At 40.1% G+C, this 12608-nt stretch carries 11 protein-coding genes; 9 read left to right on the top strand and 2 right to left on the bottom strand.

Annotated elements, in window-relative coordinates:
- Nucleotides 1–213: 213 nt before the first annotated feature.
- A complete protein-coding gene (gene hemF / locus AC1M9H_RS12195) occupies nt 214–1155 on the bottom strand; it encodes an oxygen-dependent coproporphyrinogen oxidase (RefSeq protein ID WP_481613503.1) in 942 nt (313 codons plus the stop codon).
- A 245-nt stretch (nt 1156–1400) separates the two neighbouring features.
- Here hemF and hemN point away from each other — a divergent pair, with 245 nt between their 5' ends.
- The gene (hemN, locus tag AC1M9H_RS12200) at nt 1401–2771 is read left to right on the top strand and encodes an oxygen-independent coproporphyrinogen III oxidase (RefSeq protein ID WP_481613504.1); all 1371 of its coding nucleotides are present in this window, start codon (nt 1401–1403) and stop codon (nt 2769–2771) included.
- A gap of 86 nt (nt 2772–2857) precedes the next feature.
- Here hemN and ribA read toward each other — a convergent pair whose 3' ends face one another.
- Entirely contained in the window at nt 2858–3460 is a 603-nt protein-coding gene (gene ribA, locus AC1M9H_RS12205; protein WP_180028265.1) for a GTP cyclohydrolase II, read from the bottom strand.
- Between the two features lie 317 nt (nt 3461–3777).
- On the opposite strand from ribA, the gene dxs reads away from it, so the two are divergent.
- The 8 genes from dxs (at nt 3778) to AC1M9H_RS12245 (ending at nt 12503) form a co-directional block, all read left to right on the top strand.
- Complete coding sequence (gene dxs / locus AC1M9H_RS12210; protein ID WP_481592053.1) at nt 3778–5682, top strand: 1-deoxy-D-xylulose-5-phosphate synthase; 1905 nt, start codon at nt 3778–3780, stop codon at nt 5680–5682.
- Between the two features lie 118 nt (nt 5683–5800).
- Nucleotides 5801–6631, top strand: coding sequence for an inositol monophosphatase family protein (locus tag AC1M9H_RS12215; RefSeq protein ID WP_035265030.1), 831 nt, complete (start codon nt 5801–5803; stop codon nt 6629–6631).
- 408 nt (nt 6632–7039) lie between these two features.
- Entirely contained in the window at nt 7040–8854 is a 1815-nt protein-coding gene (locus AC1M9H_RS12220; protein ID WP_180028266.1) for a DEAD/DEAH box helicase, read from the top strand.
- Nucleotides 8855–9276: 422 nt separating this feature from the next.
- Nucleotides 9277–10095, top strand: a complete 819-nt coding sequence (locus AC1M9H_RS12225) for an ABC transporter ATP-binding protein (protein WP_035265033.1) — start codon at nt 9277–9279, stop codon at nt 10093–10095.
- Nucleotides 10092–10871: a lipid asymmetry maintenance ABC transporter permease subunit MlaE gene (gene mlaE / locus AC1M9H_RS12230; protein ID WP_035265034.1), complete on the top strand. Its 780-nt coding sequence runs from the start codon at nt 10092–10094 to the stop codon at nt 10869–10871. Before AC1M9H_RS12225 ends, mlaE begins: the two co-directional genes overlap by 4 nt.
- Entirely contained in the window at nt 10871–11551 is a 681-nt protein-coding gene (mlaD, locus tag AC1M9H_RS12235) for an outer membrane lipid asymmetry maintenance protein MlaD (RefSeq protein ID WP_180028249.1), read from the top strand. The genes mlaE and mlaD overlap by 1 nt, the downstream gene beginning before the upstream one ends.
- Before the next feature lie 19 nt (nt 11552–11570).
- Complete coding sequence (locus tag AC1M9H_RS12240; RefSeq protein ID WP_035265038.1) at nt 11571–12203, top strand: MlaC/ttg2D family ABC transporter substrate-binding protein; 633 nt, start codon at nt 11571–11573, stop codon at nt 12201–12203.
- A gap of 12 nt (nt 12204–12215) precedes the next feature.
- Complete coding sequence (locus AC1M9H_RS12245; protein ID WP_481597855.1) at nt 12216–12503, top strand: STAS domain-containing protein; 288 nt, start codon at nt 12216–12218, stop codon at nt 12501–12503.
- Nucleotides 12504–12608: the final 105 nt, after the last annotated feature.

Genomic DNA, 12608 nt, shown 5'->3' on the forward strand with positions numbered 1-12608 from the left:
CCATGAGTAATACAAGTAAAAATTGATTGTACAGTACTTTGCTTAAATTAAACTTAAGAGCTGTGTCAGAAGTGTGACAAAATTTAATCAATTTTATCTATTGTGCCTTTTTTTCTAAGAGAATGTAATGGAATTATTCAATTTCGTTAGACAATGGGATGAATATATTCCTCAACAAAAAAGCCCTGTTTTAACAGGGCGAGTGATTTACATTTAATGCAGTTCAGCGAGCCAATCTCTCGGTTTTAAATAGTAGTCGGTTAATTTTTTTTCAGCAGAGCCTTCATCCCATTCAGGTCTGTATTTCCAACCCGTTAATGGAGGAAGACTTACTAAAATAGACTCAATTCGACCGCCAGTTTGTAATCCAAATAATGTCCCTCGATCGTAAACTAAGTTATATTCCACATAGCGCCCACGACGATACAATTGGAAATCGCGTTGAGCTTCACTATAGGGTTTATCTTGATTACGTTGGAAGATTGGTAGAATCGCTTTGAGATATCCATTGCCTACAGCTTGCATGTATTTAAAACAAGTTTCGAAATCCCACTGATTTAAGTCATCAAAAAATAACCCACCGACACCACGTTGTTCATCACGATGCTTCAAATAAAAATAATCATCACACCATTTTTTATGATCTTGGTAGACATGATCGCCAAAAGGTGCACAAAGATCGTGCGCAGTTTGATGCCATGATTTAACATCTTCATCATTCGGATAAAATGGCGTTAAATCAAAACCGCCGCCAAACCACCAAATAGGATCTTGTCCTTCTTTTTCTGCGACAAATAGTCTTACGTTGGCATGTGAGGTCGGCACATTTGGATTTCTAGGATGGATCACTAAAGAAACCCCCATGGCTTGTGCTTGTGCGCCAGCTATATGTGGGTGCCGTTCGGTAGCAGATGCTGGTAACTTTGAGATATTGATGTGCGAGAACATCACACCACCTTTTTCGATCACTGTACCATCTTGCAATACGCGTGATCTGCCACCACCACCTTCGGGACGTTCCCAATCATCGATTTCAAATTGGGCATTACCGCCACCTTGTTGTTCTTGTTGTTCAAGCGCAGCACAAATTCGAGTTTGTAAGTCGAGTAAAAATTCACGAACACGTTGAATATCTGCAGAAGTCGGGTGTGACATACCAAGCCTCTTGGGCAATGAAAAACTAGTTACATCAAAACATAAATTGTATGAAAGATTAAGGTGATTTTATCGATATAGCAGATCGAGATTTAAGTTTAGTCAGGGTAAACGTACTTTGTGATTTGAATTTGCTTATGAATCCTGACCAAGATACTAGGTTGAATTAAAAGAATAAGCTCCTCAAAATAGGACGACTGAAAGCAGTTAAGCTTTTAATATGTGGTGATTTTAAAGGTGGGGATATGTTCGAAAACGTTGTTTCACTGGTGCAAAAATATAATGTTCCAGGTCCTCGATATACGAGCTATCCCACAGTTCCGTATTGGGAGCAGTCGACTTTTGATCGAGTACTATGGCAGCAAAAACTAAAAATACGTTTTGATAAATCGAATAGCCAACATGGTATTAGCCTTTACATTCACTTACCTTTTTGCGAGTCCTTATGTACTTTTTGTGGATGTCATAAAAAAATCACTAAAAAACATGAAATGGAACAGCCCTATATTTTGGCTTTGTTAAAAGAATGGAAATTGTATTGTGAGTTATTTGTAGAGCGTCCTTTGATTAAAGAGATACATCTAGGGGGGGGGACACCTACATTTTTTTCTCCTCAGCATCTTAAACAGTTGATTGATGGGCTTTTAGCGCTATCACAAGTAGCTGAAGATCATCAATTTAGTTTTGAAGGACATCCTAATAATACTTCTTACGATCATTTAAAGACGCTGTTTGAATTGGGTTTTAGACGCGTTAGCTTTGGCGTGCAGGATTATAATGAAACCGTGCAGAAAGCGATCCACCGAATTCAACCTTTTGAACACGTAAAGCAGGTTACAGAATGGGCGCGTGAAATTGGTTATACCTCTATTTCGCATGATTTGGTCTACGGGCTGCCCTTTCAATATTTAGATGATGTTTTAAACACAATTGATCAAACCATTCAAATTAAGCCAGATCGTTTAGCCTTTTACAGTTATGCGCATGTACCATGGATCAAAGGCAATGGGCAACGTGGTTTTAAAGACCATGATGTTCCGCGCGATGAAGAGAAAAGACAGTGTTATGAGCAAGGAAAACAAAAATTATTGTCTGCTGGATATCATGAAATAGGAATGGATCATTTTGCGCTTGAGCATGATGATATGTATCAGGTATTTCAAGCCCAACAGTTACATCGTAATTTTATGGGATATACCGTTTCAAAATCAGAAGTGATGATTGGCTTAGGGATGTCAGCTATTGGCGATTGTTGGCAAGGTTTTGCCCAAAATGAAAAGACGCTTGAAAATTATTATGCTCGATTAGAACAAAATGAAATTCCAGTTTTTAAAGGTCATCTTTTAACAGAAGAAGATTTGAAAATCAGAAAACACATTTTAAATCTCATGTGCCACTTTGAGACGAATTGGCAAGGTGACATGGATTTTGCACAGCGACCACAAGTTTTAGAAGATTTAGCTGAAATGCAAAATGACCAACTTGTGAAGATGAGTGAATATGGATTGAAGGTAACGGAAGCTGGAAAACCATTTGTACGAAATATCTGTATGGCTTTCGATTTAAGGTTAAAAAGAAACAAACCTGAAAATCGGATATTTTCTATGACGATATAGTCATCTTCACAAATTAGATTGAGTCTAAGTGAAAAAATACCCCTAAGCATCGGGGTATTTTTTACAACGATTAAATTATGCTGTAGTTAAAAATCATCCTTTTGATACATATGTGACATGCGCTCATGTTTGGTTTTTAAGTATTCTTCATTGAATTTATTCAAACCGACCGTTAACGGGACACGATCAACCACATCAATTCCTAAATCAGTTAAAGCTTTAATTTTGAGAGGATTATTCGTAACCAGTTTGACTTTTTTCACTTGTAAGTGATCCAGCATGATACTGCACATATCGTATTTACGCGCATCAGCGGGTAAGTTGAGCATCAGGTTGGCATCCACTGTGTCATGTCCTTGATCTTGCAAGGCATAAGCACGAATTTTATTGGTTAAACCAATACCACGACCTTCTTGACGTAAATATAAAATTACGCCTTGTCCTGCTTCGTTAATCAGTTTTTGAGTTGCTTGAAGTTGTGGGCCACAATCACATTTTAATGAAGCAAAAGCATCACCTGTTAAACATTCGGAATGGATTCGTACCAAGACAGGAGAGGTGGGTGCTGTATCTAATCCTTTTGACAATGCTACGTGTTCTTCACCTGTTTTAGGATCTTGAAAAACAGTGATTTTAAAATCACCAAAGGCAGTGGGTAATTTAGATGTGGCAACAAACTCTATAGGCACAGCGACTTCCATTACATGTTCATAATTTGGCTAAAGTATAGCTGAATGATCAGACCATAGTTGAGTATCATTGTGCAAATTTACACAGAAGATTTCCTTTTTTTTGCAAAGCACAAGATAATAGTTGATAAGTAGCATCGATATTCAGGATAATCTAGCTACCTAACAACGCCCGTTTAGCGAAAGCTCAACACTGGACCAATATAAATGTGGTTGATTTAAGGTGTTTTTTTTCGATTTCTCGATCAATAAGAAGAATCGAGCTAACCCATTTACCTAGCTTAGGATTTGCCAGGCTTTAGAAGGCATTGCCACATATGTTGTATACCGAAATACCTAGTCAACGTCCTGTTACGCCTTTGTTGGATGCGATTGATCATCCAATGCAATTGCGTCAACTAGCCAAAGAACAATTGAGTCAAGTGTCGGACGAGCTACGTCAATTTATTTTGTATGCTGCTGGACAAAGTGGTGGGCATTTCGGTGCCAATCTGGGTGTAATCGAATTAACTGTTGCTTTGCATTATTGTTTCAATACACCACATGATCGTCTTATTTGGGATGTGGGTCATCAAGCATATCCACATAAAGCTTTGACTGGACGTCGTGAGCAACTAACAACAATTCGTGCAAAAAATGGCTTAGCGGCGTTCCCCGCTCGTGAAGAGTCTGAGTTTGATACTTTTGGTGTGGGCCACTCATCAACTGCTATTTCAGCGGGTTTGGGAATGGCTTTAGCTCGTCGTTATCAAAAAGATCCTTGTGAAGTGGTTGCAATTATCGGTGATGGTGCAATGACAGCAGGGATGGCATTCGAAGCCATGAATGATGCTGTTGCACATAATGCTGATCTCATGGTGGTACTGAACGATAATGATATGTCGATTTCATGTAGCACGGGTGGTTTTGCAAAACATTTGGCTGCTATTTGGGAAAAAGGGCAATCTGTACACATTGATGAGCAGGGTAATCCATTTATTCGGGATTATCCTGAGTGGGACTACACTTCACGCTTACATTGTGCTGCTACAGAGGCTGCAGATAACTTATTTAAAGCGATTGGATTTGACTATTTTGGTCCATTCGATGGTCATAATGTCGATGAACTTGTTAATGTATTTAGTGCCTTAAAAAAACGTAAGGGGCCGCGCTTAATTCATATCTATACCAAGAAAGGTAAGGGCTTCGCACCTGCTGAAGTAGATCAAATAAAATATCACGCAATTGCTAAATTAAATGCTGCATCAGCTTCAACAAAAGCACCCAAATATTCTGATGTTTTTGGGCAATGGTTGTGTGATGAAGCCCAGTTGGATGATAAGTTGTTAGCCATTACACCTGCCATGTGTGAAGGTTCAGGTATGGTGCAATTCGCCAAACAATATCCTGATCGTTACTTTGATGTGGCAATTGCAGAACAACATGCAGTGACCTTAGCTGCTGGTATGGCATGTGAAGGTTTAAAACCAGTAGTGGCAATTTATTCAACCTTCTTACAGCGTGGTTATGATCAGCTCATTCATGATGTGGCATTACAAAACCTTGATGTCACATTTGGTATCGATCGTGCAGGTTTAGTAGGTGAGGATGGACCAACTCATGCTGGTGCATATGATTACGCATTTATGCGTACAGTTCCGAATATCGTGATTATGGCACCAAAAGATGAAAATGAATGCCGTCAAATGCTACATACCGCTTATTTGCACCCGGGTCCTGCTGCAGTACGTTATCCACGCGGAAATGGTTTAGGTGTTGAAATTCAAAAAGAACTGACAGCGCTTGAAATTGGTAAAGCTGAGTTAACTTTGGAGCTGAATGTAAAAGCCGAAGAAGTGATTACTATTTTAGCTTTCGGTAGCCGCGTGAGTGTTGCAGAAAATGCTGCTCAGCTTTTAGTTGATCAATTGGATGTTGCAGTACGCGTTTTGAATATGCGTTTTGTTAAACCCCTAGATGGTCAAATCATTCGACAATATGCAGATCAAACCCAACTTTTTGTAACGGTTGAAGAGCATGCAGTCATGGGTGGTGCTGGAAGTGCTGTGAATGAATTTATAATGGCCGAACACATTCTCAAGCCAGTTTTGAACATAGGCTTACCTGATCAATTCTTAGCACAAGCCAGTCATGGTGAGATGCTTAAAGATTGTGGATTGGATGCAGAAGGTATCCAATCTTCAATTCAACAAGCTTGGTTAAAGCTTGTACAGGTGGTTTAAATACAAGTCATAAAATTTTAGAAACATTTTTTACCTAAAAGCGCCGATATTTGATAAAATGTCGGCGCTTTTATGCATTATTCTTTATCAGTATCTTCAAATTTGTAGTGGGTGTTCAATGGAACCTATGGTGGTGATGGCTGCGCGTGCGGCTCAAACAGTTGGTCAAGAGCTTTTAAAAGCGCATCAGAATCGTCATAAACTTGATCTGCAAGTTGAAGAAAAAGGTATCGAAGGTCCTGTGACTCGCGTTGATCGCTATGTTGAAGAATTGACTATCGATATCTTGCGCAAAAGCTATAAAAATCACAGCTTCCTTGGTGAAGAGTTTGGTATGCAAGAAGGTAAAGGTCACGATGCTGATTGGTGTTGGGTGATCGATCCTTTAGATGGTACTTTAAACTTCATTAACGGTGTCCCACACTTCTGTATTTCTATTGCAGTTCAACACAAAGGCGTGACTCAACACGGTGTTGTGTATGACCCAATCAAAGATGAATTGTTCTCTGCGAGTCGCGGTCGCGGTGCAATGATGAACCAACGTCGTATTCGTGTGAATGTAAAAGATAGTTTAGATCGTACATTCTTGGCTGTTGGTCATGCATATCGTGCTAAACGCGATGGCGAAGTAGTTTCTTATGCAAAAAATCACTTCGATTCTTTGTTGGCAGTATCTGAGCAAGGTGCTCAATTCCGCCGTTTAGGTTCAGCAGCACTCGACTTAGCTTATGTTGCTGCTGGTCGTTACGATGGTTATTTCGAACTTGGTTTGAAACCATGGGATATTGCAGCGGGTGAACTAATTGTAAAAGAAGCTGGTGGTACAGTAGTTGATGCGCGCGGTGGTTCAAATTCAATGGAAAATGGTCAAGTCTTGGCTTGTTCTATGAAATTATTGAAACCATTGATGCAAGCAGTTGTCCCAGCTTGGGGTGCTGCTGCTAAATAAGCAGATCAAATTTATGAAAGCTCCCTAACTGGGAGCTTTTTTATGTCCAAAACATGATAAATCTGAATATTTGTACTTGAATGCACCAAAAAGCAATTAAACTTAATGACATTATAAAAAAATCTGTTATACTCCGCGCACGCACTAAATTTCGTTCATTACCTGAACATTTCTCTTCTATATTGTGTATGCGCGTCCGGTCCAAAGAGAGGACATTATTTCGCGCCCCACCCAATCGCTAAAAGCGATTCCTTCAGGTTCAGGCTGTAATCATGTGTGCGTTATACGCATCGTCGTTCTCGGATCGCCGCTGATTCTATATTTTCAGCGATTATTGCTGTACCGCTTTTTGCCGATGTCCATCAGACTTTATTTAATGGAGCACCCAATTTTCGGGTGAAAAACTCTATGAGCAAAACTTTTGCTGATTTTCCACTACACGAATCACTTCAACAAGCATTACAAGCATTAGGCTTTACATCGCCTACTCCTGTTCAGGAACAATCAATTCCTGCTGCTTTAGATGGTAAAGATCTTTTAGTATCAAGCCAAACAGGTTCTGGTAAAACTGCTGCATTCTTATTACCTACACTTCACGCTTTAGCGGGTAGTGAAGATACGTTGCTTTCTTTCAAAGAGCGTATGCGTGCTGTAACTGCACCTACAATTTTAGTACTTTGCCCAACACGTGAATTGGCTCAACAGGTGAGCCAAGATGCGATTGCATTTGTACGTCACATGAAAGGTGTTCGTATTGCTGCGATTATGGGTGGTATGCCTTTTGGTAAACAAATCCAACAATTAAAAGGTGCACAAGTTGTTGTGGCGACTCCAGGTCGTTTACTTGATCTAGTAAACCGTCGTCAAATCAAATTGGACAAAGTTAAATCATTAATCGTAGATGAAGCAGACCGTATGCTTGATCTTGGTTTCTCTGAAGATTTAGAGGCGATCAGTGATTTAGCGGGTAACCGTGATCAAACATTAATGTTCTCTGCGACTTTCGCACCACGTATTATTACGTTGGCAGAACGTATGATGAATGAACCAGAACGTATTGCGATTGAAACTGGTCACACGACGAATACTGACATCACTCAGACTTTACATTGGACTGATGGTTTTGAGCACAAGAAAAAGCTTTTAACACATTGGTTAAATGAAGAAGATCTTGATCAAGCTGTTGTATTTGCTTCTACGCAAGAAGATACAGATATGCTTGCAGAAGAACTGTCTGAAGCTGGTCTTTCAGTGGTAGCACTTCATGGTGCAATGCCACAGACTGTACGTAACCGTCGTTTGCGCAGCATCCGTGAAGGTCGCGCAAAAATTTTAGTTGCAACTGATGTTGCAGCACGTGGTCTAGATGTACCAACAATTTCACACGTGATTAACTTTGGTCTTCCAATGAAGAACGAAGATTATGTACACCGTATTGGTCGTACAGGTCGCGCAGGTCGTACTGGTAAAGCAATCACATTAGCGACTTACCGTGAACGTGGTAAAATTCGTGCTTTAGAAGACTACTTAGATGCACGTCTAGAAGTTTCTGAAATTGAAGGTCTTGAGCCATCTCCACCTCCAGCACGCGGTAGTCGTGATGGCGCTGGTCGCGGTCGTGGCCGTGGTGGTGAAGGCCGTGGCCGTGGTGGTTTCGGTGGTGGTCGTCGTTTTGAAGGTGAATCAAACTTCAAACGTCGCGAAGGTAACCGTGATGGCGAACGCCGTTCGTTTGGTGAAGATCGTCCACGTCGTGAATTCAATGGTGAGGATCGTCCACGTCGCGAGTTTAACAACGACCGTCCACGTCGTGAGTTTAATGGCGAAGATCGTCCGCGTCGCGAGTTCAACAACGATCGTCCACGTCGTGAATTCAATGGTGAAGATCGTCCACGTCGCGAGTTTAACAACGACCGTCCACGTCGTGAGTTTAATGGCGAAGATCGTCCACGTCGCGATTTCGGTGACCGTCCGCAACGTTCATTTGATGATCGTCCAAAGCGTGATTTCGGTGATCGCCCTCGTTCTAACGATGACAATCGTGGTAACCGTGTAGATTATAAACCTCGTGAAAACAGTTTTGGTGACCGTCCAAAACGTGATTTCGGTGACCGTCCAGCACGTCGTGAAGGTGGTTTTGATCGTCCAAAACGTACATTTGGTGATGACCGCCCAAAGCGTGAATTCAATAGCGATCGCCCACGTCGTAAATTTAACGACTAATCGGTATAGCTAAAAAAACCAGCCTTCGGGCTGGTTTTTTATTGCTCATATCAAAAAATCTGTTAGAATAAAAGTGAATAATTTCACATTATTTATGGTAAATGTAAAATATGAATAATAAGATTATAATGATTGAGACGAAGCAAATGAATGTTGGTGCAATCATGATGTACGTGTTCTTTTTATTGGTATTACTTAATCTTGCCTATTACTTTTTTAGTATCACATTATAAATTTATAAAAAAGAATAATTTCAAATCATTGTTTCATAAATAAAACACATCTTTCTATAAGCAAAATTAATAAAAATGATCAATAATGCTACAATATCCGCTTAACCTTGTATTTTATAAATAACATTTAAATTCAGTTATTTCAGAGTATAGTATGCAAGCTGAAAAATTGTAGGAACACGCTCAGCTATGAATAATCAAATACAAATCGATGAGCAAGCGTTGATCGAAGTAAAAAATTTAAGCTTTAATCGTGGTGATCGTGTTATTTACGACCAAGTCAATTTAAAGATTCGTAAGGGTCAAATTACTGCCATTATGGGGCCTTCAGGGACGGGGAAAACCACGCTTCTTAGACTCATTGGGGGGCAACTTGTACCTGATGCAGGCGAGGTCTTGTTGGATGGTAAAAATATTAGCCAAATGAGTCGTCAGGAATTGTTTAAAGCACGTGCTCGTATGGGGATGCTCTTTCAGAGTGGTGCGCTTTTCACTGATATGACTGTCTATGAAAATGTAGCTTTCCCTATCCGCGCCCATACTCAATTGCCTGAACATTTGATTGCAGAATTGGTCGCTTTAAAACTCGAATCTGTAGGATTACGTGGCGCTGAGCAAATGATGCCTTCTGAGCTTTCAGGGGGGATGAATCGCCGTGTGGCGTTAGCTCGTGCAATTGCACTAGATCCAGATTTGATTATGTACGATGAACCATTTGCTGGTCAGGATCCCATCGTAATGGGGGTTTTAACCCGATTGATTCGTTCTTTACGAGAAGCGTTAGACCTAACGACCATTATCGTGTCTCACGATGTTGCTGAAACATTATCGATCGCAGATTACATTTATGTGGTTGCGGAAGGTAAAGTACAAGGCGAGGGCACACCTGATCAGTTAAAGAATCATAGTTCGCCTTTCGTCCGTCAATTCTTAACAGGTTCGGTCGAAGGTCCTGTGGATTATCAATTTAGTCATCAAGCATATTTAAGTGATGAGGTGCGTACATGAATGCGATAGCCTCACTAGGTAGACGCGTTATAGAACGTGTTCAAGGTATTGGCGTTGCAGCCATTATGCTAGTTCAAATTTTATTTTCGATGCCGACTTGGATTGGAGTCAAACTCTTTATCTATCAAATGTATCGTGTTGGCGTATTATCATTGCTTATCATTGTGGTGTCAGGGCTGTTTATAGGTGCAGTCTTGGGTTTACAGATGTATAGCATTTTGGTCACTTTCGGCAGTGAAGCGATGCTTGGAGCAGCAGTTTCGTTGACCTTGTTGCGTGAACTTGCGCCAGTGGTTGCTGCACTTCTTTTTGCGGGGCGTGCAGGATCTGCTTTAACCGCCGAAATTGGTTTGATGAAAGCGACTGAGCAATTGTCTAGTATGGAAATGATCGGTGTTGATCCACTTAAACGCATTATTTCACCACGTTTATGGGCGGGTATATTTAGTTTGCCTATGCTTGCCGTAATTTTTGCTGCTGTGGGGATCATGGGCGGAAAAATGGTCGGTGTGGATTTTTTAGGTGCTGATGAAGGTTCGTATTGGAGTGGTATGGAAAGTGCCGTTCAATTTTATAAAGATGTCTTTAATGGCACGATCATCAAAAGCTTTGTATTTGCTTTAATCTGTACGTGGATTGCCGTATATCAGGGGTATTCATGCGAGCCCACATCAGAAGGCATTGCGACAGCAACAACAAGAACGGTAGTGTATTCATCACTATGTGTTTTAGGATTTGATTTTGTTTTGACTGCGGTCATGTTTGGAGGTGTGTAATGAAATCACGTACGAGTGAGCTCGCAGTTGGAATATTCGTGATTCTATTTGGTTGTGCATTATTTTTCTTGGCAATGAAAGTAAGTGGCTTAGCTGGGACAAATTTAAAAGATAGTTATAGCATGACGGCAACTTTTGATAACGTGAATGGTATTAAACCACGTGCTAAAGTTGCACTAAGCGGCGTAAAAGTAGGTGAAGTTGAGTCAATCACATTAGATCCGTTAACACGTCTTGCAACAGTGAAAATTAATTTAGATGGTGAGCTGACATCTTTCAATGATGAACAACTTAAAACTGTGCAAGAAGGTGCTTTAGAAGAGTTGCGTTATAGCAGTGACTATGAAGCTGCGACGCCATCGCAACAAAAAGAAATGGAAAAGCAACTGATCGCTAACATGAACTCCATCACCAATATTGATGAAGATGCTTACATTATGGTAGCGACAAATGGCTTACTGGGCGAGAAGTATCTCAAAATTGTTCCAGGTGGTGGTTTAAATTATTTAAAACGTGGTGATCAAATTGGCAACACACAAAGCACAATGGAAATTGAAGACTTAGTGTCTAAATTTGTGACTGGTGGTGCTGGTGATTCAGCTGCGAAAAAAGATTCAAATGGTTCATCAGATGCAGAAACTGTAGAATTCACAGATGAAACTGCTTCTTTTGTTGAATGATTAAATAGAGGAAAAATAAATGAATACGTTCGTAAAGCAAACACTGACTGTTAGCGTTTTATCGACGATGATTGCGAGTACAGCATTTGCTGCACCTACGGAGACTCCTCCTGCATTTATCAAAAAAGTAGCTGATGGCTTAATTTCACGTTTAAAAGCAGACCAAGCTAAGTTACAAAATAACCCTGCTGCGGTACGCGCAATTGTTCGTCAAAATTTAGATCCATATATTGATTCGCAATCATTTACTCGTATCGTGATGGGAACTTATGCGACGAATCAATATAGTAATGCTGCTCAACGCGCACAGTTTGAGAAGAACTTCCGTGAAACATTGATTGAAAACTATGGCAGTGCTTTCTCTAAGTTTTCTAATCAGACATATACAATTCGTCCGTATAAAGCATCTAACACTAAAAACCCTGTTGTAACGATTGATTTTATTAACAAGGGTGAGAAGATCCCTGTATCGTTCCAATTGGCTGATAAAGGTGATCAGTGGAAGATTCGCAATATCAACGTTTCTGGAATTGACTTAGGTTTGCAATTCCGTAATCAGTTTGCTGCTACTGTGAAGCGTAATGGTGGCGATATCAATAAAGCAATTGCAAACTTCAAGCCTGATGCTGAAGCTGCAGTTGAGAAAAAATAACAGAGAACAATTGTGATTTCACTCAAAGATCAAGAAATTATGGTTTCTGGAAAAATTAGTTTCGACAATGCTGAACAGTATTATCAACAAGGTTTAATGTTGATTCAGCAGGTAAAGCAGTTTCCACTTACTGTAAATTTATCAGGTCTTGAACATGGTAGTACTCTGGCGCTAGCTGTTTTAGTGCGTTTATTGCGTCAAGCACCTGGAACATCGAGTTTACAGTTTAAATCTGTGCCAGAAAAAATGATGAAAATCATTCAATCTTGCCATTTAGAAAATGATTTAAAATTGATTTGATTGAAAAATAAAAAAGCACCTTAGGGTGCTTTTTTATCGCTTTAAAATAGTAATTTACTCAACAGAAGGTACTTCATACGTTGTTTAAAAAACGCGACATCAAAG

The sequence above is a fragment of the Acinetobacter sp. ANC_7512 genome (assembly GCF_056779935.1).

Excerpts from the sequence above, each read along its gene's own strand:
- hemF (WP_481613503.1), bottom strand. The coding sequence starts at position 1,155 with ATGTCACACCCGACTTCTGCAGATATTCAACGTGTTCGTGAATTTTTA.
- hemN (WP_481613504.1), top strand. The coding sequence starts at position 1,401 with ATGTTCGAAAACGTTGTTTCACTGGTGCAAAAATATAATGTTCCAGGT.
- dxs (WP_481592053.1), top strand. The coding sequence starts at position 3,778 with ATGTTGTATACCGAAATACCTAGTCAACGTCCTGTTACGCCTTTGTTG.
- AC1M9H_RS12215 (WP_035265030.1), top strand. The coding sequence starts at position 5,801 with ATGGAACCTATGGTGGTGATGGCTGCGCGTGCGGCTCAAACAGTTGGT.
- AC1M9H_RS12220 (WP_180028266.1), top strand. The coding sequence starts at position 7,040 with ATGAGCAAAACTTTTGCTGATTTTCCACTACACGAATCACTTCAACAA.
- AC1M9H_RS12225 (WP_035265033.1), top strand. The coding sequence starts at position 9,277 with ATGAATAATCAAATACAAATCGATGAGCAAGCGTTGATCGAAGTAAAA.
- mlaE (WP_035265034.1), top strand. The coding sequence starts at position 10,092 with ATGAATGCGATAGCCTCACTAGGTAGACGCGTTATAGAACGTGTTCAA.
- mlaD (WP_180028249.1), top strand. The coding sequence starts at position 10,871 with ATGAAATCACGTACGAGTGAGCTCGCAGTTGGAATATTCGTGATTCTA.
- AC1M9H_RS12240 (WP_035265038.1), top strand. The coding sequence starts at position 11,571 with ATGAATACGTTCGTAAAGCAAACACTGACTGTTAGCGTTTTATCGACG.